This window comes from Rubrobacter taiwanensis (assembly GCF_004337705.1).
In the GTDB taxonomy this organism is placed as follows: Bacteria; Actinomycetota; Rubrobacteria; order Rubrobacterales; family Rubrobacteraceae; genus Rubrobacter_C; species Rubrobacter_C taiwanensis.
In genome coordinates this window covers 1-26480 of sequence record NZ_SKBU01000028.1, presented here as the reverse complement: position 1 = coordinate 26480, position 26480 = coordinate 1, and the positions used below count along the sequence as shown (strand labels likewise).

At 67.9% G+C, this 26480-nt stretch carries 28 protein-coding genes; 17 read left to right on the top strand and 11 right to left on the bottom strand.

The features are described 5' to 3' along the window. The first annotated feature begins 9 nt into the window (after positions 1–9). From E0L93_RS13355 to E0L93_RS13340, 4 genes are all read left to right on the top strand, one after another. Entirely contained in the window at positions 10–408 is a 399-nt protein-coding gene (locus E0L93_RS13355) for a heat shock protein transcriptional repressor HspR (RefSeq protein ID WP_132692579.1), read from the top strand. 93 nt (positions 409–501) lie between these two features. After that, on the top strand, positions 502–897 hold the full coding sequence (locus tag E0L93_RS16175; RefSeq protein ID WP_207890499.1) for a hypothetical protein: 396 nt from the start codon (positions 502–504) through the stop codon (positions 895–897). A 7-nt stretch (positions 898–904) separates the two neighbouring features. Next, positions 905–3331: an ATP-dependent Clp protease ATP-binding subunit gene (locus E0L93_RS13345; protein WP_243638235.1), complete on the top strand. Its 2427-nt coding sequence runs from the start codon at positions 905–907 to the stop codon at positions 3329–3331. A 267-nt stretch (positions 3332–3598) separates the two neighbouring features. Beyond that, positions 3599–4114 (top strand): ATP synthase subunit B family protein, encoded by a 516-nt coding sequence (locus tag E0L93_RS13340; protein ID WP_132692578.1) that lies wholly within the window; start codon positions 3599–3601, stop codon positions 4112–4114. Here E0L93_RS13340 and E0L93_RS13335 read toward each other — a convergent pair. From E0L93_RS13335 to E0L93_RS13320, 4 genes are read right to left on the bottom strand one after another with little or no spacing between them, the layout of a single operon-like run. Next, entirely contained in the window at positions 4111–4995 is an 885-nt protein-coding gene (locus E0L93_RS13335) for a CPBP family intramembrane glutamic endopeptidase (RefSeq protein WP_132692577.1), read from the bottom strand. The two genes, E0L93_RS13340 and E0L93_RS13335, sit on opposite strands and share 4 nt — an antisense overlap. Beyond that, positions 4992–5747, bottom strand: coding sequence for a hypothetical protein (locus E0L93_RS13330; RefSeq protein WP_132692576.1), 756 nt, complete (start codon positions 5745–5747; stop codon positions 4992–4994). The genes E0L93_RS13335 and E0L93_RS13330 overlap by 4 nt, the downstream gene beginning before the upstream one ends. Further along, positions 5744–6547 carry an SAM hydrolase/SAM-dependent halogenase family protein gene (locus tag E0L93_RS13325; protein WP_165874376.1) on the bottom strand — a complete coding sequence of 268 codons (804 nt, stop codon included), beginning with the start codon at positions 6545–6547 and terminating at the stop codon, positions 5744–5746. Before E0L93_RS13325 ends, E0L93_RS13330 begins: the two co-directional genes overlap by 4 nt. A gap of 55 nt (positions 6548–6602) precedes the next feature. Then, positions 6603–7616, bottom strand: coding sequence for a lipid II:glycine glycyltransferase FemX (locus E0L93_RS13320; RefSeq protein ID WP_132692574.1), 1014 nt, complete (start codon positions 7614–7616; stop codon positions 6603–6605). Between the two features lie 95 nt (positions 7617–7711). On the opposite strand from E0L93_RS13320, the gene E0L93_RS13315 reads away from it, so the two are divergent. Further along, positions 7712–8245, top strand: coding sequence for a QueT transporter family protein (locus E0L93_RS13315; RefSeq protein WP_132692573.1), 534 nt, complete (start codon positions 7712–7714; stop codon positions 8243–8245). A gap of 362 nt (positions 8246–8607) precedes the next feature. Here the strand turns inward: E0L93_RS13315 and E0L93_RS13310 are convergent, their stop codons facing one another. Continuing rightward, positions 8608–10182 carry a glycosyltransferase gene (locus E0L93_RS13310; RefSeq protein ID WP_132692572.1) on the bottom strand — a complete coding sequence of 525 codons (1575 nt, stop codon included), beginning with the start codon at positions 10180–10182 and terminating at the stop codon, positions 8608–8610. Positions 10183–10274: 92 nt separating this feature from the next. On the opposite strand from E0L93_RS13310, the gene E0L93_RS13305 reads away from it, so the two are divergent. The 4 genes from E0L93_RS13305 to E0L93_RS13290 are packed head-to-tail and all read left to right on the top strand — an operon-like array spanning position 10275 to position 12909. Continuing rightward, entirely contained in the window at positions 10275–10553 is a 279-nt protein-coding gene (locus E0L93_RS13305) for an acylphosphatase (protein WP_132692571.1), read from the top strand. After that, entirely contained in the window at positions 10550–11458 is a 909-nt protein-coding gene (locus E0L93_RS13300) for a ribonuclease H family protein (RefSeq protein ID WP_165874375.1), read from the top strand. The genes E0L93_RS13305 and E0L93_RS13300 overlap by 4 nt, the downstream gene beginning before the upstream one ends. After that, positions 11455–12465 carry a low-specificity L-threonine aldolase gene (gene ltaE, locus E0L93_RS13295; RefSeq protein WP_132692569.1) on the top strand — a complete coding sequence of 337 codons (1011 nt, stop codon included), beginning with the start codon at positions 11455–11457 and terminating at the stop codon, positions 12463–12465. The genes E0L93_RS13300 and ltaE overlap by 4 nt, the downstream gene beginning before the upstream one ends. 21 nt (positions 12466–12486) lie before the next feature. Next, positions 12487–12909: a GNAT family N-acetyltransferase gene (locus E0L93_RS13290; RefSeq protein ID WP_132692599.1), complete on the top strand. Its 423-nt coding sequence runs from the start codon at positions 12487–12489 to the stop codon at positions 12907–12909. Here E0L93_RS13290 and E0L93_RS13285 read toward each other — a convergent pair. Next, complete coding sequence (locus E0L93_RS13285) at positions 12852–13385, bottom strand: GNAT family N-acetyltransferase (protein WP_132692568.1); 534 nt, start codon at positions 13383–13385, stop codon at positions 12852–12854. The genes E0L93_RS13290 and E0L93_RS13285 overlap by 58 nt on opposite strands. A gap of 403 nt (positions 13386–13788) precedes the next feature. Between E0L93_RS13285 and glmS the strand changes: the two genes are divergently transcribed. After that, the gene (gene glmS, locus E0L93_RS13280) at positions 13789–15624 is read left to right on the top strand and encodes a glutamine--fructose-6-phosphate transaminase (isomerizing) (protein WP_132692567.1); all 1836 of its coding nucleotides are present in this window, start codon (positions 13789–13791) and stop codon (positions 15622–15624) included. A gap of 6 nt (positions 15625–15630) precedes the next feature. Here glmS and E0L93_RS13275 read toward each other — a convergent pair whose 3' ends face one another. Then, positions 15631–16494, bottom strand: coding sequence for a diacylglycerol/lipid kinase family protein (locus E0L93_RS13275; protein WP_165874374.1), 864 nt, complete (start codon positions 16492–16494; stop codon positions 15631–15633). 73 nt (positions 16495–16567) lie between these two features. Here E0L93_RS13275 and E0L93_RS13270 point away from each other — a divergent pair, with 73 nt between their 5' ends. The 7 genes from E0L93_RS13270 to E0L93_RS13245 are packed head-to-tail and all read left to right on the top strand — an operon-like array spanning position 16568 to position 21420. Then, positions 16568–16990 carry a holo-ACP synthase gene (locus E0L93_RS13270; RefSeq protein WP_165874373.1) on the top strand — a complete coding sequence of 141 codons (423 nt, stop codon included), beginning with the start codon at positions 16568–16570 and terminating at the stop codon, positions 16988–16990. Beyond that, a complete protein-coding gene (locus E0L93_RS13265) occupies positions 16987–18492 on the top strand; it encodes an NAD(P)H-hydrate dehydratase (RefSeq protein ID WP_132692564.1) in 1506 nt (501 codons plus the stop codon). Before E0L93_RS13270 ends, E0L93_RS13265 begins: the two co-directional genes overlap by 4 nt. Positions 18493–18505: 13 nt before the next feature. Continuing rightward, entirely contained in the window at positions 18506–19000 is a 495-nt protein-coding gene (locus E0L93_RS13260; protein WP_132692563.1) for a CBS domain-containing protein, read from the top strand. After that, on the top strand, positions 18997–20082 hold the full coding sequence (gene alr / locus E0L93_RS13255; protein ID WP_132692562.1) for an alanine racemase: 1086 nt from the start codon (positions 18997–18999) through the stop codon (positions 20080–20082). The genes E0L93_RS13260 and alr overlap by 4 nt, the downstream gene beginning before the upstream one ends. Beyond that, entirely contained in the window at positions 20079–20414 is a 336-nt protein-coding gene (locus E0L93_RS15925; protein WP_165874372.1) for a hypothetical protein, read from the top strand. Before alr ends, E0L93_RS15925 begins: the two co-directional genes overlap by 4 nt. Positions 20415–20424: 10 nt before the next feature. After that, on the top strand, positions 20425–21189 hold the full coding sequence (locus tag E0L93_RS13250) for an HD domain-containing protein (protein ID WP_165874371.1): 765 nt from the start codon (positions 20425–20427) through the stop codon (positions 21187–21189). A gap of 42 nt (positions 21190–21231) precedes the next feature. Continuing rightward, positions 21232–21420, top strand: a complete 189-nt coding sequence (locus E0L93_RS13245) for a PCP reductase family protein (protein WP_165874370.1) — start codon at positions 21232–21234, stop codon at positions 21418–21420. On the opposite strand, the gene E0L93_RS13240 is transcribed toward E0L93_RS13245, so the two are convergent. The 4 genes from E0L93_RS13240 to E0L93_RS13225 all read right to left on the bottom strand — a co-directional run. Continuing rightward, the gene (locus tag E0L93_RS13240; protein WP_132692559.1) at positions 21413–21874 is read right to left on the bottom strand and encodes an ATP-binding protein; all 462 of its coding nucleotides are present in this window, start codon (positions 21872–21874) and stop codon (positions 21413–21415) included. The two genes, E0L93_RS13245 and E0L93_RS13240, sit on opposite strands and share 8 nt — an antisense overlap. Before the next feature lie 60 nt (positions 21875–21934). Further along, a complete protein-coding gene (locus E0L93_RS13235; RefSeq protein WP_132692558.1) occupies positions 21935–22864 on the bottom strand; it encodes a glutathione S-transferase family protein in 930 nt (309 codons plus the stop codon). A gap of 99 nt (positions 22865–22963) precedes the next feature. Next, the gene (locus E0L93_RS13230; protein ID WP_243638237.1) at positions 22964–25975 is read right to left on the bottom strand and encodes an amino acid adenylation domain-containing protein; all 3012 of its coding nucleotides are present in this window, start codon (positions 25973–25975) and stop codon (positions 22964–22966) included. Continuing rightward, positions 25975–26480: BCCT family transporter (locus E0L93_RS13225; protein WP_207890498.1), on the bottom strand; the 506-nt coding region annotated here is incomplete at its 5' end. The genes E0L93_RS13225 and E0L93_RS13230, both read right to left, overlap by 1 nt.

Sequence of the window (26480 nt, the reverse complement as noted above, 5' to 3'; positions counted from 1 at the left end):
TCCGGTGAGATGGCCGATGACATAAGGAACAGGCCGGTATACATGATCGGGGTCGCTGCGGAGCTGGCCGGGGTACATCCGCAGACGCTGCGGATGTACGAGCGCAAGGGGCTTATACGTCCGCGCCGGAGCATCAAGAACACCCGGCTGTATTCTCAGACGGACGTTGAGGCTTGCCGGTACATTCAGAAGCTCACCCAGGAGATGGGGATGAATCTGGCCGGGGTGGAGAAGGTGCTGGCGCTTGAGGAGCGTATCGGGCAGCTGGAGGCCGAGAATCGGCGGCTGCGCAGGAGGCTTGAGGAGCAGGAGCGGGCGCATGCCCGGAAGATCCGGGAAGTACACCGCAGCTACAGGCGCGAGCTGGTGCTCATGCCCAAGAGCGAGCTCGTCCGGCGGAGCGTATAGGGCGTGGCGGCGGCTCAGAGATGTTACCGGCATCCGGGGGAGGAGACCCGCATCACCTGCTCTGCGTGCGACCGTCCGATCTGCACGGATTGCATGGTGCAGGCGTCCGTGGGGATAAAGTGTCCCGAGTGCGCCAAGATGCCGCGGGGGGCGCGGGCCGGTGTTATGCGGCCGCACCAGATCGCCAAGGCGCTGCTCGCCGGAGTGCTGGTGGCGGTGGCCGGCATCCCGGTTGTGTACATGATCTTCCAGATTGGGTGGTTCAGCTTCATCCTCTCGGCGGCGGCCGGATACGGCGGCGGGACGCTCGTCTACCGGGCCGGGGGGCGCAATGGGGGCCCGATCTCCGTTGCGGTCTCCGTCGCGGCCGTTCTCATAGCCTTCCTGCCCTTCCTGCTGCCGCCGCTGCTCATCGGGGACTTCCCGGCCATGATCGCGATCCCCGCCCTCCTCGCGGCCCTCTTCGCTGGCCTGGCGAATCGGAAGTAGCGGCGCCGTGGACCTGAACAGGTTCACCCAGGACGCGCGGGAGGCTATAGACGTAGCCCAGGCCGTCGTCCGCAAGGGTGTCTCCAACCAGCTCGGCACCGAGCACCTGCTACTGGGGCTGCTGGCCCGGCAGGGCGGCGTGGTGCACCGGGTCTTCGGCGAGCTCGGGCTGGACCTCGGCAGCGCCCAGACCGGGACCAACGACGCCATCCGGCGCAACGAGATGCTGCGGCCGCGCACGTCGGTGGAGCAGATCTTCCTCACCCCCCGTGCCAAGAGCGCGCTGGAGCTCGCGGTCCGGGAGGCTGAGGGCCTGGGCGACGACTACGTGGGCACGGAGCACCTCCTGCTCGGTCTGTTGCGTGAGGACGAGGGGACGGCTGCGATGGTGCTGCGCGAGGTCGGGCTTGAGGAGGAGAACGCCCGCGAGGCCTTGGGGCGTGTGCGCGAGAGCGGAGGCTACCCGGAGGAGGCGCAAGACGGCCTGCTCCTCCGGCACGGCCGGGACATCACCCGGCTGGCCCGCGACGGCAAGCTGGACCCGGTAGTGGGCCGGGACGAGGAAATAAAGCGCGTCATCCAGATCCTCTCCCGCCGCACCAAGAACAACCCCGTGATAATAGGGGAGCCCGGGGTGGGGAAGACCGCCATCGTGGAGGGGCTGGCCCAGAAGATGGTCCGCGGCTACGTCCCGGAGGTGCTGCGGGACCGGCGCATCATCGGGCTGGACTTGGGATCGCTCGTGGCGGGTACCAAGTTCCGGGGCGAGTTCGAGGAGCGCCTTAAGGGCGTCATAGACGAGGTCCGGGGTTCCGGCGGCAAGGTCATCCTGTTCATCGACGAAGTGCACGACATCGTCGGGGCGGGGGCCGGAGAGGGGGCGCTGGACGCCGGGGACATCCTGAAGCCCGCGCTGGCCCGCGGGGAGATGGACGTGATCGGGGCGACCACCATCGAGGAGTACCGCAAGTACATAGAGCGCGACGCTGCTCTGGAGCGGCGCTTCCAGCCCGTTCTCGTAGAGGAGCCCACCGAAGAGGAGACGGTCGGGATCCTCAAGGGCCTGCGCGACAAGTACGAGGCGCACCACCGGGTCGAGATCTCCGACGAGGCGCTCCACGCCGCCACCGGCATGGCCCACCGCTACATCGCCGACCGGTTCCTCCCCGACAAGGCCATAGACCTGCTGGACGAGGCCGCCAGCCGGGTGCGCATCGAGGCTACCATGATGCCGGATGAGCTCCGGGAGCTGGAGCTGCGCCTGCAGGAACTGACCCGCGAGGGCGAGGCCGCCGTTCGGGCCCGGGACTACGAACGCGCCGCGGAGCTGAAACAGGAGACCGACGACATCCAGGCCGCCTACCGGAAGGCCAAAGACCGCTGGGTGCGGGAGAGCGGCATAAAGGATGTACGGGTCGGACGGGAGGAGGTAGCCCGGGTCGTCAGCGCCTGGACGGGCATCCCGGTCACCCGGATGCTCAAGGACGAGGTCGAACGCCTGCTCACGATGGAGGAGGCGCTGCACCGGCGCGTGATCGGCCAGGACGCGGCCGTGAGAGCCGTCGCGGAGGCCGTCCGGCGGGCCCGGGCCGGTCTCGCCAACCCCAACCGGCCCATCGGCAGCTTCATCTTTCTCGGACCGACCGGCGTGGGCAAGACCGAGCTGGCCCGCACGCTGGCCGAGTACCTCTTCGACGACGAGGACGCCATGATCCGGCTCGACATGTCCGAGTACCAGGAGCGGCACGCCGCGAGCCGCCTGGTCGGCTCACCGCCCGGCTACATCGGCTACGAGGAGGGCGGACAGCTCACCGAGGCCATCCGCCGCCGCCCCTACAGCGTGGTGTTGCTGGACGAGGTCGAGAAAGCCCACCCCGATGTCTTCAACATGCTGCTGCAGATCCTGGAGGACGGGCGTCTGACGGACAACAAGGGCCGCACGGTCTCCTTCGACAACGCCGTGATCATGATGACCTCCAACGTGGGCGCGCACCTGATCCCGGGCTCCCGCGAGATGCACGAGAGCTACGAAGAGATCCACGCCCGGCTCATGCAGGAGCTCGGACGCGTCTTCCGCCCCGAGTTCGTAAACCGGGTGGACGAGGTGATCGTGTTCCACGCCCTCGGAGAGGAAGAGCTACTGAAGATCACAGACCTCCTGCTCGACGGTCTCCGGAAACGCGCCGCCGAACAGGGGATCACCCTGAGCTTCTCCGAGGCGCTCAGACGGCATATCGCCCGCCAAGGCAGCGACTCACCCTTCGGGGCCCGCCCCCTCCGGCGGGCCATCCAGCGCACGGTCGAATCCCCCCTGAGCAGAGAGCTCATCGCCGGAAATTTCTCCCCGGGCGACGCCGTGCGCGCCGATCTCAGCGAAACCGGCGCCACCACCTTTGAAACCGAACCGAAAGACACCCCGAACAACAACCCTTAACCGGAGTCATACCCCGCCGAAACCCTCCGCGCCCTCCTCCCGTAACCCCCCGGCTTCAGGCGGATTTCCCCATAAATAAAGGCTTATCGAGGGGTGATAAAGCACCCCGGCAGCAGCGCAGAACAGACGTCTGAACTCGAGGTTCAATCAACCCTTATACAAAAGTTAAATTATACCTAAGAATAAGGGTAAGTTTCAAAAAATACTTTCAGAAATGCTGGCAAAGCCTTTTGGACCGTGCTAGGGTTGGAAAACATGAGAGAAGACATGGGATACATCAACGGGGTACTGGAAGAGCTGGAGATCATTGTCGAGGAAGCATCTCGGGTGCCCATGAGGCGTCATTTGGCGGTCGTGGACCGTTCGGATCTGCTCGTGATGCTGGACGAGCTTCGTTCTTCGTTGCCGGAGGAGTTGCGTGAGGCGGAGGCTATCCGCAGGGAGTGCCGGGAGGTGGTAGCGTCTGCGGAGGAGGAGGCCCGCAAGATAGTGGAAGCCGCCCGTGAGCGCGCGGAGATCATGGCGACTGAGACGGAGGTTTACCGCCGGGCTCAGCGGCGGTCTCAGGAGATCCTGGATCGGGCCGAGCGGTATGCTCAGGAGGTTACCGGCGGTTCTGAGGTCTACAGGGACCGGGTGATGGAGCAGCTGGAGAGCTGGTTTCAGGATTCGATCCTCTCGGTCGAGGAGTCGCGCCGGGAGCTGGGCGGTGGGTCTGTGCGCCGGACGCACGTCTCTCCCGTTCGGGAGGAGGAGGGGCAGCGCCGGGCCAGTTCGGCCTAGCTTTCGGCTGAGGCGCGGGCTCGCCGGTACAGGGCGAGCAGTGCCAGTGCCGAGGCGGCCAGCAGCGTTAGGGTGACGGCGAACCCGCCTTCCGGGCCGAATGCGCCGCCGGTCAGCCAGGTCGGGCCTTGCGGTTCCAGGTTCAGGATGGAGTTCTGTTCGAAGACCGTTATGCCGCTCACCGGCAACCCCCAGATGTATCCTTGAGCGAAGTTCCATGCCAGGTGGGCTCCGAAGGGGCCCCAGAGCGTTCCCTCCAGCAGGTAGTAGAGACAGAAGAAGGCTCCTGCCAGGAAGATGTTAACCACCGCTATCAGGCTTACGTTCGGGTTTGCGAGGTGCAGGAGGGCGAAGATTGATGAGGAGCCCAGGATCCCGAGCGGTACGGTGGAGCCTGCTGAGAGGTTCTGCAGCAGGTAGCCCCGGCTCACCACCTCCTCGGACATCGCCGAGAAGGCGAGCCAGACGAAGATCCCGGTTCCCCAGACCAGCGTGGCGGTGTCGAGGGCGCTCTTTCCCAGCACCATGTTCCCGGCTGCTATCTGGGGGGCTATGGGGATCGAGATCAGGGCTCCGCCGATTAGGAGGCCGCGGGCCGTGCGCCGGAGGGCTCTTGCGCGGCTTAGCCCCAGGCTGGCGAGGGAGCGCTGGTCCAGAAAGCGGCGGAAGAGGTAGGTGAGGATCAGGATCGCGGCGAGGGCGGCTCCCGACAGGGCCGAGTTCGCCGCTACCGGGTGTTCGGAGAGCGGCAGCAGGGCCGCTGCCGAGAGCGCCAGCATGGTCAGCGTGTAGGCCGTCAGGTAGAGGAAGCTGCGCAGCAGTGGATGCAGAATGCCGCTGCTGCGGGTCGCCGAGATCGACTGCAGGCTCTGGAGCTTCACCGGTCTTCCGGCGGGGCGTTGGTCTCGCGCAGGGCGTCTAGTTCGGCGTTGAGCCTTTCCAGGCCGCTCCTGATGTCCTCGGCCGCGATGCGGGCAGCCCCGGAGTCCGAGAGGGAGATCTCGGCCACCTTCAGGCGGAGCTGGAGGAGTTCCGCGGTCGTCTCCTCTATCTGCGCGTCGGCGGCGGCGAGCTCGCGCTTCAGGCGTTCGATGCTGGCGGCGGACTCCGCTTCGCGGCCCGGTGCGTGCTCTGCCTCCCGGATGGACTCGGAGAGCTTCTCGCGCCGCATCGCCACGTCGACCAGGTGATCGGCTGCGGTGTGCAGGCGTGGTACGGCGTCCGCCAGCACGGCTCTCGCGACGTCGTTCGACCCCTCGATGGCGGCCACGGCCTTCCGGTAGGCGTCCAGGGCGGCGTCCACCCGCTCGCGCGTCCTGCCCCGTGGCAGCCACCGGGCCCTGCGTTCGGGGGAGATATCATTCCGCGCGGGGGGCGAGGCCTCGTCCGTAAGTCCCAGCGCCCGGCGCTGGAAGACCGGATCTCTCGTTGCCAGAAAGACCAGCAAGACGTAGGTGATAAGGGTGAGCGGGACCGGCCAGAGCTCCAGCGTCGTCGCTGCGATGACCCCTCCGAGGACGAGCACTAGCACGGCCATGGGGCGCCGGAGCGCGCGCAGCAAGATCCTGCGCCGCTCCTGCGGGGAGAGGTCGTCGAGCGGTTCTGGCCTGCGGTCCGGGGCCGGGAGTATCATCGGGAGGGCGAATCCTCCTCCGGAATCTCCAGCCGCAGTCTCTCGCCCAGACCGAGGAAGAGCGCCCTGGCCGCGTTGCCCTTGTTTATGGCCAGGCTCAGCTTCCAGTGCGAGTCGGGGACGAGTATCAGGTCTCCGGGTTTGGCGGATCCGAAGGTCTCCACGTAGGTGACCTTCATGCTCTTCTCGCCCTTGACCTTGAGGAGCAGGGGAGAGCCGTAGTCCAGCTTCAGGTCGCTCATGCTAGCCGAGAGCCGAACGTTGCCGTAGCGGTCTATGTCTATGATCTCCGCTACCAGTTCCCGGCCGGTGCGCTGGGCGCCCGGAATCTCGATCCTCTTGAGCGTGGATGTTTCTATCTCCTCGCCCAGCTCGTCCATTCCGGTTCCGGAGGCCAGATGCGCTGCGGCGGGCGCGAAGATGTCCCGCCCGTGGAAGGTGTTGGAGACCGGCTCTATGTGGTACCTGTGGTTCGTGAGGTGCACGGCGCGCTCTATGCCGCCCAGCGCCTCGGCCGCCGGCGTGAGGAGCCCGTTGTCCGGGCCGACCAGGTGCTCCCCGCCGCGCGTGGCGATGGCCACCGCCCGCCGCTGCGTGCCCACGCCCGGGTCCACGACCGCCAGGTATACCGCGCCGTCCGGCATGTAGCGCGTGGCATGCTGCAGAACCTCCGCCCCCTGGATCACGCTGAACTCGGGGATGTCGTGCGTGATGTCCACTATGGGTGAGCGGGGCGAGATGCTCACGATCACACCCTTGCAGGACCCGACGAAGTCGCCCGCTAGACCGAAGTCCGACATGAAGCAGATAGCCCTCATGACGACAGTATAAAACCTGGCTGCTCCCGCCGGCGTGCTAGTCGGCGGGGGGGAGTGCGTTCCGAGCGCGTAGCCGGCGGAGCGCGGCGTAACCCCTCAGGCCCGTTCGGGCGAGCCGGCCCCGCAGCCGGGCGAGATCCCGGTCATAGGCCCCGGCGAACTTCTCGATTCTGCCTCCGAACTTTTTCTTGAACTGGTAGACTCCCCACAGAGGATGGCTCCGGTCTTCGGGATCGCCCGGCACGCCACCCCACATGTCGTAGCGGACGGCTCCCGCCCGCCGGGCGACGTTCATGTTCTCCCACTGCACCAGATAGGGGGCGTAGAGGTTCTGCCGGTCGGGGATGGAGGCTCCGAACAGGTAGTACGCCTCCTCGCCGAAGATCACGATGATGGCCCCGGCTACGGCCCGGCCCTCGTGACGGGCCAGGATCAGGTACGCCGGCAGATCCCGCATGAAGTCCCGGTAGTAGGACCGGGGACGGATGGCGAACCTCTGGCGGTCGGATGTCTGCTCCAGAAGCTGCAGGAAGTCCTCCAGCTCCTCCCCGGGGCCGGTGGAGACCGCGAGCTCGACGCCTTCCCGCTTCGAGCGCCGGATGCCGTAGCGGGTGTCCTTCGGCAGCCGCCGGAGCTGCTCTTCCGGATCCTCGAGAATGTCCACGAGCATCGTTATCCGGGGCTGCACGGTCTCCGGACTCCTGAAGAAACCCTCGAGTCCGGGTATGTCGCTCTCGGGGATCCTCGGCTCCACCTTGAGCAGGACCACCCCCCGCTCCCGGGCCGCCTCCCCGACCAGACTCGCCGCCTTGCACACCCCCCCGGCCGTGGCCGCGACGGGCCCGTACGGTACGTATCCGAAGTATCCGAGCCCGGCCGGAAGCTCCCGGAGCAGAACCTGTGCCGCAGCACCCGCCTCAGGGTCGTAGAGACGCAGCGGGCGCCAGCCCAGCCGCCGCCGGAACTCGCCCCATTCCCAAGACTGGGGAAAGCTGCCTCCCAGCGCCCGCACGCGGGCGTTCCATTCTCCGGATGACCTTGCCTCTTGCAAGATAGTTTCTCCGTCCCTTCTCCGGCCTTCGGCAGTCGGGTAGTTTATCTCCATTCCGGAGCGATTGCAGCGGAAGCCGGATATAATCCGGACGCATGAGGGAGAACCTCCCGGAGGAAGAGTACGTCCGACGCCAGCGGCGTATCCCGATCCTGCCCCGCCGCCCGGCCCACCTAGCCGCCGCGGCCCTGATCGCCGGCGCCTACTGGGCCGTGACCGTGGTCCTGGCCCCGATCTCCTACGGCCCGGTGCAGGTCCGCGTCTCGGAAGCCCTCACAACGCTTCCCTACCTCTACCCCCCCTCGATAATCGGGCTCTGGATCGGAGCCGCCGCCGCCAACCTCACCAGCCCCTTCGGACTGGTGGACGTAGTCTTCGGGTCCAGCCTGACCCTGCTCGCCGCACTCGTAACCCGCCATATGCCCCGCCCCTACCTCGCCCCCCTGCCCCCCGTGGTGATAAACGCCCTCGGCGTCGCCGTCATTATCACCGCCGTGCAAAACCTCCCACTCTCTACCCTGCCCGCCACCGCCGCCCTCATCGGACTCGGCCAACTCATCGCCTGCTACGGCCTGGGATACCCCCTGCTGAGAATCCTGCTCCGCGTACGCTCTCTCCCGACGCAATGATTCTTAACCTTAAACTTATATAAACCTATACCTTTGCCTTAAAAAATTTTCGTGACAAATTTTGAGGCGACTCGTAGTTATATATATTGAGTTTGTGCAATGTTGATACTCTATATATTGTGTGCAACGGGTATTGCGGGAGATAGTTCAGGCTTTAAGGACCGGGGGTTACGGGTTGCGGATTTCGTTCTTCAGTGATAATTTTCTGATCATCCGGCGGATCCTGCGGTCGGGGCTCGATCTCTCAACTGCGGGTTAAGGCCGCGGAGCTGCCGGAAGGTCTCACACGGTTGGGAGGGGCGTGTGGGGCTGGTTTCGCATCCTCCTCCGTGGGGGAGGATGGGTTTATATCGCCCCGGAGGTTAACCCCGCCTGACCTCCGGGGCGATCTTCCGGGGTTCGAAGACGGGGCCGGCGGCGGCAGTACGGGCCGTGAGCCAGTGGAGATCCTCTTCGGTAAACGGCTCCGAAGAGGTCCGGGTTGCGTATATCACTCCGACAACCTCTTCTTCCGATACGATAGGAACGGCCAGTGAGTTGGCCCAGCGGGCGTTGGTGCGGGCCTGTGGAAGGCGGCGTGGACCGGTGACCACGAGCGAGGGCTGCCGGGTTTTGATCACGAGTTCTATCACGCTGCGATCCAGATCGGAGTCCGTGCGGTGGGGTACGCCGGATCTGGCCAGCACGTTCATGTCCGGCACGCCGATGACGTTCACCCGGTCGGCTTTCAGTTCGTTTTGGATCTTCCGGGCTATCTCGGCGGGCGGGGTATCTGGGGGGATGGTTCCGGGTTTGGATTGCCGGAAGACGAGCTGGGAGTTAAGGGTGAAGTTGACGGCTGTTGCGGCCAGGATGCCGAGCAGGGCCGCCGGGATGTAGGCGTAGTCAGCCATGGTCGTCGGGAAGAGGTGTCCGGCGTCCTTCAGCGGGTAGTAGACGGCGAAGTTAGCGCCCAGAGCCAGGATTGCGACCGGGTATGAGAGGGCGCCGCGCATGAGGAAGTGAATCCTGCTGGCGTTGCGCACATCGCGCCAGGTGAAGGCATTGTTGAGTAGGAAGTTGCTCATGATGCTCGCGCCCACGGCCAGCATCCAGGCGACCGTCTTATCCGCGCCCGCCAGCTCCACGAGCGAGATCAGGACCGCCATGTTCACCACCACGCCGGAGGAGCCTACCATGGCGAACTTCCAGAACCTACCCGCCGACGGAACGTACCAGAAGAGGCTCAGGATGTGGGAGAGGTACTCCAGGCCCTGCCGCAGGGTGGCCTTGGAGGTTCCCGAGCGGCGGGGCTGAAACCTAAACGGTATCTCGCGCACCTTCAGGTCTGGGGCACAGACCAGGATCTCCAGCAGCACCTTAAAGCCCGTGGGGCGGAACTGGAGGCCGGAGATGGCGCGCGTCCGCACCAGAAAGAAGCCCGTCAGGGGGTCGGTGGTCTTGCGCGCTTCGCTGAAGACGAGCTTCGCCAGCAGTCTGCTGCCCCGGGATATGATCCGGCGCGCGGGGCTCGCGAGCCCCGCGTACCCGCCGCCTCTGGCGTAGCGGCTCGCCACCACGACGTCTGCGCCCGAGCTCTGGGCCACCTTCAGCATCTCCCCGACCTTCTCCGGCGGGTGCTGGAGGTCGGCGTCCATCACGCAGGTGTACTCGCTCTCGGCCAGTTCCATGCCCGCGATCACGGCCGTCGAGAGGCCGCCGCGCTGTTCGGCCTCGTCCCGGTGGATCAGGCGGATGCGCGGATCTCTCCTTCGTAGCTCCTCGATGACCTCCGGGGTCTCGTCCGAGGAGTCGTCGATGAAGACTATGCGGTAGTCCAGTCCGGAGAGCGCCCCGGAGAGCCGTTCGGCGAGCTCGGGGACGTTCCCGGCCTCGTTGCGGGTCGGGATCACCAGCGTGAGCAGGGGTCTGGTCGAGCCTTGATGCGCCGGTTTCATGACCGCTCTAGGCTAGCATACGGAGCCCGGAGGCCCAAAATTCCGCGGTAGACTAACGGACTGTAATTGCAGCGGCGAGAGGAGGACGGATCTTGGCGGATCTCAGACGGGCACACGTCTACGTGTCGGGCAGAGTGCAGGGGGTCTTCTTCCGGGACTCCGCACGGGAGGAGGCTGAGCGCCGCGGTGTGACCGGCTGGATCAGGAACCTCCCCGATGGCCGGGTGGAGGCCGTATTCGAGGGAGAGCCGAAGATGGTGGACGAGATGGTGGAGTGGTGCGGAGAAGGACCGAAGCATGCCCGGGTGGAGAACGTGGATGTGAGCTACGAGGAGGCCGCGGGCGGGTTCTCCGGATTCGAGGTTCGGTGAACGGGCTGCCTCCCGAGTTGCGGGAGCTGCTCCAGGCCTCTGGTGTCGGGATCGCGGAGCGCCGGAAGATAGACCACGGTACCCAGTACCGCCTCGTCCGCACCGGAGAGGAAGCCGTGCTCAACGTCTACCGCACGGGCCGGATCTCCGTCGGCGGTAAGCCGTCGAGGCTGAGGGACCTGCTCGAGAACTGGCGCGTCTCGCGGGGAGGCCGGAAGGCTCCAGAGAGCCGGACACCCCCGGCCAGCCCGGTACCCCGCGTGGGGACCGACGAGGCGGGCAAGGGAGATTACTTCGGGCCGCTCGTCGTGGCCGGGGTGCGGGTGAGGGGAGCGGAGGCCGCAGCCGCTCTGGAGAGGATCGGAGTCCGGGACTCCAAGACCCTGAGCGGGAGCAGGGTCCGCAGTGCGGCCGGGGAGGTCGTGGCCGCGGCGGGAGAGGAGAACGTGCGCATCCTCTCACTGAGCCCGCCCGAGTACGAGACCCGGCGGGCGGCCGCCGGCAGCGTCCCCAGGCTGCTCGGGGAGCTGCACGCCGAGATCATCAACGAGCTTTGCGCCGGGGTGGAGCTGGCCGTCGTGGACGCCTTCGGAGCCGAAGCTCTGGTGCGGGATCTGATCCCCCCCGGCCTGCGGCTGGAGATGAGACCGCGAGCCGAAGATGATGCGGCCGTCGCAGCGGCCTCCGTGCTGGCCCGGGACCGCTTCCTGCAGGACCTGGAACGGCTCTCCGAAGAAGTCGGATTCGATCTGCCCCGGGGCGCTACACACGTGCTCGACGCAGCCCGGCGGGTGGCCGAAACCGGGGGAATGGAGGCACTGAAGCGCGTGGCGAAGGTTCACTTCGTCACCACCCGCCAAGCGCTCGAAAACGCAAGGGGAGATGTCGGAAGGAGCACCGGATGATAGATCTGCGCAGCGATACCGTCACACGCCCGACGCCGGAGATGCGGCGCGCGATGGCCGAAGCTCCGGTCGGAGACGATGTGTTCGGGGACGACCCGACCGTGAACGAACTGGAGAAATACGTCGCGGACCTCCTGGGCAAGGAGGCCGCAATCTACGCGCCCTCCGGGACCATGACCAACCAGATGGCCCTCCACATCCAGACCCGCCCCGGAGACGAAGTCCTCCTGCACGCCGGAGCCCATATCTACAACTATGAGGCAGGAGCCCCGGCACTCCTCTCCAGCGTGCAGGTGCGCCCGCTGCCCGGTGAAGGCGGTACCGTCTCCCCCGAAACCCTGCGCGAAGCCTTCCGGCCCGAGGACGTCCACTTCCCGCGGCCCCGGCTGCTCTGTCTGGAGAACACCCACAACGCCGCCGGCGGCAGGGTATACCCGCTGGAGAGCTTCCGGGCGGTAGTAGATGAAGCCCGCAACCTCAACCTGAGAGTTCACCTGGATGGGGCCCGGATCTTCAACGCCCAGGCCGCGACCGGCATCCCGGCCCGCCACTGGTGCGAGCTTGCCGACACGGTCTCCGTTTGCTCCTCCAAGGGACTCGGAGCCCCGGTCGGCTCCCTGCTCGCCGGTGATGAGCAGACCATCGAGAGAGCCCGGCGCGCCCGCAAGGCCTTCGGCGGCGGGATGCGTCAGGCCGGGATCGTCGCCGCCGGAGCACTCTACGCTTTCCGCAACCACATAGACCGGCTCGCCGAAGACCACGAACGAGCCCGCCGGCTGGCCGAAGGAATCGCAGAACTCGGCTACCGGACCACGCCGCCCGAGACCAACATCGTGCTCGTCGAGGTCGGCGATGTCGCGCAGTTCCTGAGAGAGCTGGCGCAGGAGAACGTGCTGGCCACGCCCGCCGGTCTCACGACGGTCCGCTTCTGTACCCACCTGGACGTGGGGGATGAGGGCGTAGAACATGCCATAGCGGCCGTGGCGGGGATCCGTAAACGGGTTTAGCCTGTAGTGAAGGTAGAAGTTATGCGCGTGGCGGGTGAGGAGCTCGAGACTGCTGCGGAGCTGCTGGGATGCTTTCTGCGGGGAGGGGAGCTCCCCCGGGGGTTTCTGGAGTTGCTGGCCCGCCACGTAGATGCCGGAACGTTCGAGGTGTTCGTCGCCCGGCTGGGGGAGGCCGCGGGCGTCGCGACCGTCTCCTATCGGCCGGCCGCGGCAACAGGAGGAGAGTTCGCCGCCATCGAGGACCTCTACGTGAGACCGGAGTACAGGGGCCTGGGCGCAGGAAAGGCGCTGGTGCGGGCGGTCGAAGAACGGTGTGTGGAGAGGAGTATATCTTACATCGAGGTTCAGGTATCCGGAGATGCCGGCGGCTTCTACGCGGGGATCGGTTACGGACCGGAGGGCGGGGTCCGGGTTCTGTCTCGCTCGCTGCTCCTGGGGGGGTAGAGGTCCAGGGCCTCGTAGACGGAGACCTCCCGGAATCCGAGCCTGGCGTAGAAGTTCCGAGCCCGTTTGTTGGCGGCGGCGACCTGGAGTGCCATTCCGTCGGCGCCCGTGCTTCTGGCCCATTCGAAGCACCGGCGGACGAGGGCTCTTCCCACCCCCCGGCTGCGCCAGTCGGGGTGCACGAAGACGTCTTCGACCGTAGCCCAGGTGCGGGGTACGAAGGCTGGGGTGCTGCCGCGCAGCTCGCCGGTGAGGAAGCCTATCACCTTGTCGCCGGCGGTTGCTACGAAGAAGCAGGTCTCACGGCTGCTGGCGAGCTCGCGCAGGAAACGGCGCATCATATGTTCGGCGTTGGGGGTGGGGGTGTAGATCTCGTCGTAGGTGGCGTGCTCTCTGGCGTTCATCATCCAGAGGCGCGCTACGGTGTCCGCGTCTTCTCTGGTTCCCCGGCGGATTTGGAACTCGTCTGTGGTCATACGTTAATCTTAGCGAATGAGGCGGGGCCTGCGTGGGCGGAGCCCGCTTTACTTTTCCTGCCGGTGGCAGATATATTAAGTTCCGTTCTCAGAAGCGCGAGAGGAGGTGCGGGCACCCGAGGTATTGTAAGACGAGAGAGGTAGACCCCGGCCGGAAGCGTTGGGGTGGGCGGGAACAAAGCAGACAGAGCAAGCGCCAGGGCTCCCGGCAGTCCGGGAGTTGACGAGGTGGGTGTTGATCGAGTTTTTCGGCGGGTGCGCCCCGGCCCACGGGCGGTCGTCAGGGCGGTCACAAAACGCGGCGGCGACGTCGCGGACAAAAGGCCGTCCGGGCCCGTAGAAGCTTCCCCCTTCCCTGCCACCGTTTATCCGGCCGGACACGTGGAGCTAGAGGAGGAGAAGCATGTGCGGCATAGTAGGGTATACGGGTAAAGACCGCTGCGTAGACGTATTGCTGGACGGGCTCAGGCATCTAGAGTACCGGGGCTACGATTCGGCCGGGCTGGCGCTCCAGACGCCCCGGGGCATAGAGACGATCAAGGAGGCCGGTCAGCTCTCCCGGCTGGTGGCGGTGGTCGGATCGCACAACGGGCGCTACGATGAGGCGGTCTCCGGAATCGGGCACACCCGCTGGGCCACCCACGGCCGGCCGAACCAGGTGAACGCCCATCCCCACACGGGCTACGGCGGCCGGGTCGCGGTGGTGCACAACGGGATCATCGAGAACTTCGCCGAGCTCCGGGAGGAGCTGGAGCGCCGGGGGCGGCGGTTCGTCTCCGAGACGGACACGGAGGTGATTGCGCACCTCGTCGAGGAGCGTCTGGAGGCCGGGGATAAGCTGCGGGAGGCGGTGGCCGCGGCCATGCGGTGTCTGGAGGGGGCGTTCGCTATTGCGGTTATCAGCTCGGAGGAGCCCGGCACGATAGTCGCCGCCCGCAAGCAGAGCCCGCTCGTAGTGGGGCTCGGCGAAAACGAGAACTACGTGGCGAGCGCCATCCCGGCGCTGCTCGGGCGCACGCGCCGCTTTCTCGTCGTGGAGAACGGCGAGCTGGTCACCATCACGGCGGACTCGGTCGAGCTTACGAGCCTTGGCGGGGAGCGGATAGAGCGCGAGGTGCTGGAGGTGGATTGGGATGCGGAGGCCGTGGAGCTCGGCGGCTACGAGGACTACATGCTGAAGGAGATCCATGAGCAGCCCGCGGCCGTGCAGAGGACGCTGGCCGGGCGGCTGGATGCTGGCGGGGGGATCGATCTCTCGGAGTCCGGGGTGGATCTCGCCGGCATCCAGCGGATCGCCGTGGTCGCCTGTGGCACGGCCTACCACGCCGGGCTGCTCGGCAAGTACGCCATCGAGCGGCTGGCGCGCCTCCCCGTGGAGGTCTGGGTGGCGAGCGAGTACCGCTACGCCCACCCGATAGGAGATGACCGGACGCTGGCCGTTGCCATCTCGCAGAGCGGGGAGACCACGGACACCCTGGCCGCGGTGGAGACGGCGCGGGGATTCGGAGCGAAGGTGCTCGCCATAACCAACACGCAGGGATCGCTCATAACCCGGGAGTCGGACGGCATACTGCTCACCGCGGCGGGGCCCGAGATCGCGGTCGCCTCCACCAAGGCGTTCCTCACCCAGGTAGCGGTGATGTACCTGCTGGCGCTGGAGCTGGCGCGGGTCCGAGGGACGCTCCCGGAGGAGGAGCTGCTCGCACTCGGACGCGAGCTGCGCCGCATCCCGGAGCGCATCCAGGAGACGCTGGATCTGGTACAGGGCCGGATGGGGGAGGCCGCCGGGCTCTACGAGGACGCCCGCAGCTCGCTCTTCCTGGGGCGGGGCGTCTCCTACCCCGTGGCGCTCGAAGGGGCGCTAAAGCTGAAAGAGGTCTCTTACATCCCCTGCGAGGGATACCCGGCCGGGGAGATGAAGCACGGCCCGATAGCCCTGGTGGATGAGAGGTGTCCGGTCGTGGCCGTGATGGGGCGGGGCGTCTTGCGGGAGAAGACGCTCTCCAACGTCGAGGAGACGGCGGCCCGCGGAGCGCGCGTGATCTCGGTCGCCGCCAGGGACGACGCGGACGCGGCCCGGCTCTCCGAGGTACTGCTCCCCGTTCCCGAGCTGCCCGAGCTCCTCGGCCCGCTGGTCGCCAGCGTGCCGCTGCAGCTCCTCGCCTACCGGGTCGCCAGGGACCGGGGCCTGGACGTGGACAAGCCGCGCAACCTGGCCAAGAGCGTGACGGTGGAGTAGCCGGCTCTAGCAGACCACGCTGAGGGCTCCGGGCTCCACCCTGAACCGCATCGGGAGCTCGCCCCACGGCTCGCCGTCGAGCTGCACCGGAACCGGGGCTTCCACGGATCTGGCGGAGAGGCGGCGGACGGTGAAGGCGGGCAGGCAGTCCTCCAGCGGCCGGCGGACCAGGATGCGTATCAGCACATCTGGGCGCAGTAGCGTGGAGGTGTCCTCGATCACGGTGACGTGCAGCGAGCCGTTATCAAGCAGACTCTCCCGGGCGACCCGGTAGCTTCCGCCGTAGAAGTGGCCGTTGGCCACGATAACGAAGCGGGCGCGGTGAAGCCGGCCGCCGGCGTTTATCTCCAGAAGCGGGAGCCTGCTCCGGAAGTGGACGTTCAGCGCGGTTAGCACGAAGGCCGGGGCTCCGAGGCGCCGCTTCAGCCCCGGCGGCACCGAGCGGACCACCAGCGCGTCGAAGCCTAGTCCGGCCATGCAGGCGAACCGGCGCTCCCGGCCCTCGGCGTTGCGGGCGACGCCGAGGTCTATCTTCCGGCTCTTGCCGGCGAGTATACGGCGGCAGGCAGCCTCTGGGCTCAAGGGGATCCCCAACTCCCTCGCCAGCACGTTCGCCGTGCCGAGCGGCAGAACGCCCAGCGTGGCGCCCGGGGAGAGGCCGTTTACGATCTCGTTTATCGTTCCGTCGCCGCCGGCTGCGATGACGAGGCGGGCCCCGGCACGCCGGGCAAGAGTGGTGGCGTGCCCCGGGGCCTCCGTCTCCCGGATCTCGGGGGCCGCGCCCGCGGTGTGCAGGATCTCGATGCAGCGCTCCAGGCGGTCCCGTCGGCCGGTTCCCGAGCTCAGGTTCGCTATTATCACCGGCTCCATCCGCTCCCATGATAAGCGCTTCGCCGAGAACCGGGGCTTTCCCCGGCTCTCCCGCTGGCGTACCATAGAGCGCATGGAAGATTTCATCGTACCCGGGGTCGGGGTGGACGTGGTGGACGTGGAGCGTATGAGGTTCGCGCTGGAGCGGACGCCGAAGATCCGGCAGCGCCTCTTCACCCCGGCAGAGATAGAGTACTGCGAGAAATACCGGTTCTTCGACCGGCACTACGCCGGGCGGTGGGCTGCCAAGGAGGCCGTGTGCAAGGCTCTGGGGTGCGGGCTCATCCAGTGGAACGGGGTGGAGGTGATCCGGCGTCCGCGCCGCGCTCCGACCGTGCGGCTGATGGGCAAGATCGCGGAGTTCGCCCGCAGGGTGGGGGTATCGGAGGAGCAGATCTCCATCTCCATCTCCCACTCGGAGCTCTCGGCCGTCGCCGTGGCGACCATAGAGCGGGGAGACTCCGGTTTCCCGCTGCCGGACTCCAGTTCGGGATGAAGGTCCTCTCCGCCGGCGAGATGGGGCTTGCCGACCGGCGCTCCCAGGAGCTCGGCATACCCGAGATTGCGCTCATGGAGCGGGCCGGGGTCGGGATGGCACGGGTCATTCTGGAGCGCTGCGCGCCGCGGCGGGCGCTGGTCATCGCCGGCGGCGGCAACAACGGCGGCGACGGATTCGTGGTCGCCCGGGAGCTCCACCGGGCGGGAGTAGAGGTCTCCGTCTTGCCGGTAAAGGAAGAGTACACGGGCAGCCCGGGAACGAACCTGAGGATCCTGCGGAACCTCGGCGTGCGGCTCATCGGTCCCGGGGAGCTTGACGCCGGGCTCGGAACGGCGGAGGTGGTGGTGGACGCCCTGCTCGGGACCGGGGTGCGGGGAGCACCGCGGGAGCCCGCGGCCGGTCTCATCGGGAAGATGAACGCCGCCTCCGCTCCGGTCGTGGCGCTGGACGTCCCCTCGGGCGTGAACGCGGAGACCGGAGAGGTGGAGGGGGTTGCCGTCCGGGCCGGGCTGACGGTGGCGGCGCACGCGGTGAAGCTGGGGTGCGTGATCTCGCCGGGCCGGGAGCACGCCGGGGAGAACGTGGCGGTGGATATCGGGGTGCCGCCGGAGGCGGACGTGAAGCCTGCGGTGGAGTGGACGACCGCCGGCACGCTGCGCGGCCTGGTGCCGCGCTTGAGGGAGCCCGCGCACAAGTACTCCGCCGGGACGCTGCTCGTCGTGGCCGGGAGCCGCAGGATGACCGGGGCGGCAGAGATGGTCGTCCGCGGGGCGCAGCGCGCCGGGTGCGGCATCGTCTTCCTGGCGACTGCCGGGAGCGCGGCGCAGTCGCTGGACGCCCGGCTCACGGAGGCTCTCGTCTCCGGTGTGGCGGAGGATCGTGGAGGGAGCATGGCCTCCGGCGCGCTGGAGGATATCCTGCAGCTCGCAGAGCGCGCCGCAGCGGTCGTGGTGGGGCCCGGGATCGGCCTCGGCCAGGAGCGCCGGGAGCTGGTGGAGGGGGTTCTGCGGGGGGTGGAGGCCCCAGTGCTGCTGGACGCCGACGCGGTGACGGTGCTCGCGGGTTCGGAGGCGTTGGCGCGGCGGACGGCTCCGGCCGTTGTGACCCCGCACGCCGGGGAGCTGGGCCGCCTGTTGGGCTCGGGGGCGAGGGAGGTCTCGGAGCGCCGTCTCGCGTCCGCCCGCCGCGCCGCAGAGGAGCAGGGGTGTTGCGTGCTGCTCAAGGGTTCGGACACGATAGTCGTCGAGGGGGAGCGGGCTTCCGTCAACTCGACCGGGAGCGTGGCGCTCGCCACGGCGGGTACGGGGGATGTGCTCTCCGGGATCATCGGGGCTTTGGCCTCGCGGGGGATAGAGGTCTATGACGCGGCCCGGGCCGGCGCGTGGGCGCACGGCCGGGCGGCCGAGATCTGGCTGGAGCGGACGGGCTGGCCGCGGGAGAGCCTGGTCGCAACGGATCTGCTGCCGCACGTGCCGGAGGCCCTGCGGGAGCTGGAGTAAGAGAGGAAGGGTAATGAGTGCGGAGAATCCGGATATCCGGAATCTGAAGGTCAGGGACGTCATGCACGCCGACTGGCCGCGGCTGAGCCCGGACGGCACGGTGGAGGGGGTGATCCAGCTCTTCGCCGAGCGCAACATATCCGGCGCTCCGGTGGCGGATGAAGGTGGTGAACTGCTCGGGATCGTGACCGAGGGCGATCTCATCCTGCAGGACGCGGAGATAGAGGCCCCCGGGTTTCTGGACATCCTCGGCGGCATGATCCCGCTCGGGAGCTGGGAGGAGTACCGGGAGGAGGTGCGCAAGAGCGCCGGGGTGAGCGTGCGGGACGTAATGACCCGGGACCCGGTCACGATAGACGGGGACGCCAGCCTCTCGGAGGCCGCGACCACGATGTCTAGAGAGGGGGTGAGAATCCTGCCCGTTGTGGGGGGTGGGGGGAGGCTTCTTCTGGGCGTCATCACGCGCATGGACATACTGGCGCTGCACATTCTGAGGCCGAACCCTTGACCCAGGGCCGTACCTGGGCCGAGATAGACCTGGGCGCGGTCCGGAGCAACGTCCGGTCCATACTCCGGAGGCTCCGGAGCGGGGCGGAGCTCATGGCTGTGGTGAAGGCAGACGCCTACGGCCACGGCGCGGTCCGGGTCGCCCGCGAAGCGCTTGCGGCCGGAGCGAGCCGCCTCGCCGTCGCAACCCCTGAAGAGGGTGTGGAGCTGCGGCGCGCCGGCATAAGCGAGCCCGTCCTGGTCTTTACAGACACCCCACCGGAGAAGTTCCCGCTCGCGGCCGAATACCGGCTGGAGGTTACGGCGCACTCCCTTCCGGCCGCCCGGAGGATAGCCGGACGGCCGGGGCTGCGAGCACACCTGAAGGTGAACACCGGCATGAACCGCTGGGGCGTGAGCCCGGAGGAGGCCGGAGAGGCGCGGAAGCTCCTGGGGGAACGGCTGGCCGGTGTCTACACCCACGTCGCCTCCGCCGATACCGATCCCGAGACCACCCGGAAGCAGATCGAGCGCTTCGAGAGCGTTCTGCGGGCGCACCCGTTCTCCGGGGCGCTCGTGCACGCGGCCAACTCCGCCGGTACGCTCTGGTACCCGGAGGCGCACTACGACTGCGTGCGCCCCGGGATCGCGCTCTACGGCCTGCATCCGCTTGGAGACTCGGGGGATCCCGCCGGAGAGGGGCTGCGGCCGGCCCTCAGGCTGGTCAGCTACGTGGCCCAGGTGCGCCGCCTGAGGCCCGGTGACGGGGTCTCCTACGGTCTGACCTTCCGGGCCGGAGAGGAGATGTTCGCCGCCACCGTGCCGGTCGGGTACGCCGAGGGCTACCTGCGGGCACTCTCGGGGCGCTCCCGGGCGCTCATCGGGGGCGTGCGGCGTCCCATCCTGGGCCGGGTGACGATGGACGCGGCGGTCTTTGCCGCCGATGAGTCGGTGAGCGTCGGGGACGAGGTCGTGCTGCTCGGGGAGCAGGGCGACGAGAGGATCCCGGCCGAGGAGCTCGCGATCTGGGCCGGCACGATAAACTATGAGGTCACAACCCGGATAAACCCCGTCCGCGTCGAGAGGAGATATCTGAGAGAGTGAGAGACCTGAACTGGCGGAGCGCCTTCCGGAAGGCGACCATCTTCACCATCCTGTGGCTGGGGCTGGTCTATCTGCTGGACCGCATCAGCCCCGGCCTCTTCGGGCTGGAGAGCCGGGAGCAGTGGATTCCGCTGCTCATCAACGGCGTGTTCTTCTTCTTCCTCTATGCTCTGCTCTTCGCCTGGCTGGAGAAGCGCCGGGACCAGCGCCTCGCCAGACTCAAGGCCCAGAAGAAAGAGCAGCGCGAGGACGAGCCCCGGGAAGCCGGGCCGCTCAAGGGCCGGCCGAACCCGAACACCAGCCGTAGGAAGCTCCGCCGGCGGAGGCGCTAGCACGGTCGCGTTGCTGGAGGCCCTGCGACAGCCGCTGGACCGGGAGGAGCTGATCCGGCTCGTCCCCGAGCTCGGGTTGAGCCGCAGCCTACGCCAGAGCGAGTACCACCACCTGGATGCTCTCGACCACGTGCTCGACACCGTGCGGCTCGTGCGCCGGGAACTGGAGGAGGGGGAGCTCGGAGCGGAGGTGAGGCGGCCGGCCGGGCTGCTACTCGCCGCCCTGCTGCACGACATAGCCAAGCCGGTTACCCGCGGCGAGCTGGACGGGCGCGTGCTCTTCGTGGCCCACGATACTTTAGGCGCCCGGCTGGCGGCCCGCATCTGCGCCCGGGTGGGAGCGGACGCCGAGACCGCGGATCTCGTAGCCACCCTGACGGAGCTGCACCTCAAGATCGGATTTCTGAACCACCGCTTCACCGACTATCCGGCCCCGCGCCTGGCCCGGGCCGCCGGACCTTTCGGCGAGGAGCTGGCGGTCCTCTGCTGGGCCGACCGGCTCGCGGCGCAGGGACCGAAGCTCAAGCCCGAGCACCTGAGTCGCCACCGGGAGCTGTGCGCCGGGTTCCTGCGGGCCAGCCGGGAGCTCGGACCGTATCCCCTGCCGGACTACGGCGAGCTCGCAGGACGGCTGGGGCTCGGGCGAACGGAGGCCGGTTTCGTGGCGAGCCGCATCCGGCTGCTGGAGGCCCGGGGACTCAAAAGACGGGAGGCCGTGGGGTTAGCCTCCGGGTTGTACCGGTACCTGCGGGGGACCCGGACTGCGGTAGAATAGGCGAGAAGAGGAGGGAAGCTCTTCTAGAAAGAGGTGCTGAAGTTGGCCGAGAAGCAGGAGATCACCTGGGACCCCGAGGCGGACCGGAGGATAAAGCGCAGTCCGTTCCTGATGCGCCGCTTTATCCGCAAGCGCATAGAGGACCGGGTGCGCTCCCGCGGCCGCACGCACGTCACCGAGGCCGACGTGGACGAGAGCGCCCGCATGTATCGCCAGTACCGCTTCAAGTAGTCAGAAACGCGCAGCAGCTCAGGAGGGAGAGGGCCCCCGGACGGTTGCCCGGAGGGCGCTTCCGGGGTTCAGAAGGGCGGTTGATCTCGACCCACACACGCGTCGAGTCTCGGTGATCCACACCCCAGCGGTCGGCTATGGCGTCCACGACGTGGAGACCCCAGCCGGAGCTTCCGTCCGGGCCGGGGGGGCGGAGGGTGGCCTCGAAGCCGGGGCCGGGGTCGGCGACCTCCAGCCGCACCGAGTCGCCGGAGAGGGCGACCCTGAGCTCTATGACGTCTTTCGAGCCCAGCCGGGCGTGCCGGACGCTGTTGGTGACGAGCTCGCTCACCAGCAGCCGCAGGTCGCTCAGTAGCGGCTCCGGTACGTGACCGGCCAGCCGGCCGAGCGACCTGCGGGCCGCCGCGACCGAGTCCGGTGTGGGGGGGAACCTATGTTCGATCTCCAGCTCCATCTTCTCGCCACTGAGATGAGCATACCCGCCGCTCCCGGGAAAGAAACCCTCTCGGCCCGCTTAGCGCAATCCGAAGTCCATTACCGGGCCCTTCGGAACGATGCCGGTCGGGTTTATGCTCCGGTGACTCCCGTAGTAGTGGAGCTTGATGTGCTCTACGTCCACGGTTTCGGCGACGCCCGGCAGACCGTAGATCTCACGTGTGAAACGCCAGAGGTTAGGGTAGTCTACGATGCGGCGCAGGTTGCACTTGAAGTGCCCGTGGTAGACGGGATCGAAGCGCACCAGCGTCGTGAACATGCAGACGTCGGCCTCGGTCGGCCGATCGCCGCAGAGGTAGCGCCGTTCCCCGAGTACCTCCTCCCAGTGGTCCAAAGCTTCGAAGAGTCCGGTAACGGCCTCCTCGTAAGCCTCCTGCCTTGAGGCGAAGCCCGCCCGGTAGACGCCGTTGTTGACGGGTTCGTAGATGGAATCTATCGTCTCGTCTATCTGGCTGCGCAGATTCTCCGGACAGAGGTCTGCGTCGCGGGTTGCGTACTCCCCGAACTCCAGGTCCAGCATGCGCATTATCTCGCGGGACTCGTTGTTAACGATGGTTCGCGTCTCCGAGTCCCACAGCACGGGTACGGTCACCCGCCCGGTATAGTCCGGTTGCGCCTCGAGGTAGAGCTCGCGCAGGTACCGCCGGCCGCCGAGCCTGTCCGGGTACTCATCGGAGAACTCCCAGCCGTCTTCCAGCATGAGCGGAGCTACCACAGAGACCGGGATGGCGCTCTCCAGCCCCTTGAGCTTGCGCATGATGAGCGTCCGGTGTGCCCAGGGACAGGCGAGCGAGACGTAGAGGTGGTAGCGTCCCGCTGCGGCCGGATAACCGCTCTCGCCGCTTGCCGTCACCCGTCCTCGGAACCGGGTCGGCCGGCGCCTGAAGCGGCCGCTTTCGTCCTGCAGCTGATCCTCGGTCTTCCACACGCCCTCTACGAGCATTCCCATGCGCGCCGGTCTCCCTTCCGGTAGGGTACTCCCGACCGCAGAGTCTACACCCTCGCGCAGAGCCGCGGAGATCCGTCAAGCGCCGCGGCTCCGGATGCTTCACACTCTTGCCGGTTTTTGGATCCAGCCCTCTTCCGCGAAGTGCTCCACGTAGTTCTCCACGATCCCGGGCCCGAGGCCGGGGTGCTGCGGGCCGCCGCTCCGTAGCGCCCGGCGGGTGTTGGTGTCGTCGTAGAAGTTGCCGTCCCACAGCTTGCGCGTTTCGGCCCCGTGCAGCACGCCGCGCAGGACCCCGCCGCCTCCGCCGCGATCCCGCCACTCCTTCAGCCAATCCGGATAGGACAGCGGCTCTACCGGGTAGCCGAGGTTCCGGATCCAACCGAACACCTCCCGCGCTAGCGGCGGAGCCGGGTTGGCGAGGTGGAAGGTGCCCCCGGCGGTTTCCGGATCGCCGGCGAGGCGAACGATCGCGTCGCTGACGAAGTCCACGGGGGTCATCTCTACGCGCCAGTCCTCTGCCACGGGCGCGCGGCCCATCCGGATGGACTCCGCGATGAGCGCCGTGAGGAAGTCCCGGGGGTTGGAGGACCCGCTCTCGCTGTGCCCGGAGATGTTCCCGGGCCGGTAGACGTTCGCCGGGAGACCTCTCTCCCGGGCCTGGCGTACCAGCATCTCGGAGACCCATTTGGTCTGGCCGTAGCCATCCTCTTGGGTGCCGGCCAGGGCGGGGAGGTCGGCATCCTCCCGGCAGCGTCCCGTGCCGGCGGGGAAGATCCCGTTCGTGGAGACGTAGTGCAGCGGCTTGGCCCGGTGGCGGCAGGCGAGGCGCAGCACCTCGCGCGTCCCGTCCACGTTGGCGGGCTTCAGCTCGGGGTAGGGATAGACGAGGTTTACCCGCGCTGCGGCGTGGAGTATGAGGTCCGTACCGCGGGCGAGAGCGTCGAATTCCTCCTCCGGGAGGCCCAGGCGGGGGTTGCTCAGATCGCCGGGGACCGGCGTGATCCTCTGCGCGGCCTCCGGACTCCAGAGCCCGTAGCGCGCGAGGTTCTCCCGCAGGGGGGCCAGCGGGGGAGACCCTTCGCGCGGACGCACCAGGCAGCGGATCTCGGCCCTCGTCTCCCGCAGGAGCGCATCCAGCAGGAAGGCTCCCAGGTAGCCGGTCGCCCCGGTTAGGAGGATGCTCCGCGCGTCCCGCAGGGAGAGGTCTCCGGCAGGACCTTCCGGTGCTATCTCCGGCTCCAGCCTCCCCTCGGAACGCAGGTCCGGCCTCCGCTGCGGCCGTCGGGGCTCCCGGCCCTCCAGTGCGTCACAGAGGCCCGCGACGGTCGGGTGGGCCAGGAAGCGGGGCATCGAGATACGAACGCTGGAGGCCCCCTCCACACGGGTCAGCATCTCCGCGGCGGCGAGCGAGTGCCCGCCCACGTCGAAGAAGTTGTCCGCGGGGCGCACATCGCCGGGCTCCAGCCCGATGACCTCCTCCCAGATGCGGGCGAGCGCGGCCTCTCGCTCGCGGCGGGAGGCCGCGGCGGAGAGCCTATCCGGCACACCGGGAGCGGGATTCGTCCGGGGCGGAGGCGGGGGGAGACGCCGCCGGTTCACCTTACCGGACGTCTCCTGCAGTGGCAGCTCCTCCAGCTCCACGTAGACGGCGGGGATCATGTAGTGCGGCAGGCGCTCCTGCAGGATTCGCCGGATCTCCGGGCTGCGGCCCGCGGTGTCTATCTCCCAGCCGGAGTGACGGCCCGCGCGCTCCTCCCCGGAGGCGGGGAGGAGGTAGGCGACGAGACGTTTGTCCTCGCCCTCTCCGCCCTCGGCCACGACGACGCAGCCTTCGACGGCGAGCAGCTCCTCTATGGCGCTCTCCACCGCTCCCAGCTCGACGCTGTAGCCCCGGATCTTCACCATGAAGTCCACACGGCCCAGGATCTCCAGCGCACCGTCCGGCAGCCGGCGGGCCCGGTCGCCGGTGCGGTACATGCGTCCCTCTCCTGCGAACGGATCCGGGACGAAGCGCTCGGCCGTGATCTCCGGGCGGTTCACGTACTCCCTTGCCAGGCACCTCCCGCCGACCCAGAGCTCGCCGGGTTCGCCGTCTGGTACGGGGTTGCGGTCCTCATCCAGAATGTAGGTGCGATCCGGGTCCAGCGGGCGGCCTACCGGGCAGTAGGTGGAGCCGGCCTCTGCCAGCTTGCGCAGGTCGCCCGCGGCCACCTCGTGCGTCTCGCTGATGCTGTACACGTTCAGCAGCCGGGTCTCCGGCAGTAGCGCCAGCGCGCGCCGCGCCAGCGCCCGGGTGACGACCTCGCCGTTGAGCCACAGCGTCCGCAGGCCGGCGAGCCGGCGGGTGACCTCCGCGCCGCAGGCGTTCAGCACGGCCTCCAGCAGCGAGGGGGTCATGAGGGTCTCCGTTATCCGGTACTCCTCCAGGAAGCGGACCAGCGCGGGCGGGTCGTAGATCACGTCGTCCGGTATTGCGACCGTCGCCGCGCCGCGCAGCAGCGGCCGGAGAGCCTCCCAGATGAAGAAGACGTTGCAGCCCACGCGGTCGCCGGGCCGGTTGTCGCTGATCTCCCGGAAGCGCCACAGGTAGGACCCGACGGCCGCCCGGTGCGGGTTGGCTATCCCCTTCGGCCGCCCCGTGGTCCCGGAAGAGTAGGAGACGAAGGCCAGGTTCTCCGGGGAGGGGGGCGGGCTCCCGCCCGTACCTCCATCCCCCTCCCGGCCCGTGTCCGGGTGGAGTATGCGTTCTCCCTCCGGCAGGCGCCGGGCGAAGTGCCCCCGCGAGATTATGGCAACGGGCCGGGAGTCCTCCAGTACCTGCCCAAGCAGCGATTCCGGATAGGCCGGCTCCAGCGGCAGGAAGGCCCCGCCGGCTTTGAGTGCGGCCAGCATGGCGATCACGTACTCCGCGCAGCGGTCCATGTAGATTCCGGCGACCCGGTCCGGCCCGAGCCCCAGCTCCCTCAGCCGGTCCGCCAGACGCTCCGACCGCCGGTCGAGCGCGGCGTAGGTGAGCTCGGTCCCGGCATCTATGACGGCCGGGGCGTCCGGTGTCCGGCGGACCTGCCGCTCGAAGAGTTCGTGCAGACAGAGTCGGGGGTCGGGATTCATCACCGCTTCCGATGCCTCCCGGCCTCGGGGACCGTGGGGCCGGGGGCTGAATCACTTCGGTGGCGCTGTAGCTCCGCCTCCTTAATCTGCAGCTCCCCGTGCTTTCTGGGATCTGGGGTCATGGCCGGCAGGCCTTCGTCCTCAAGCCCCCTAATCAGTCCCACACACATCAGCAAGAGCACCACGCAGAAGGGCAAGCCGGCCGTAATGGAGGCCGTCTGCAATGCTCCAAGGGCGTTCTCTCCGGTGGCCGTGCCCGCAGCAAGCAGCGTGGCCGCTACCGCCCCTATCAGCACCGCCCACACAAGGCGCTGGCGCCACCCGCCTACCTGCGTCTCTCCTCCGCGGGTGAGGATGTCTACTACTAGCGATCCGGAGTCGGCCGAGGTGGCAAAGAAGATGGCTACAACCGCAACTCCAAGTGCGCAGGCCAGGGTTATAAGGATGGCCGCTACGGGCAGCTGGGAGAGCAGCGCAAAGAGGGCGGTCTCTGCCGGAGATTGGG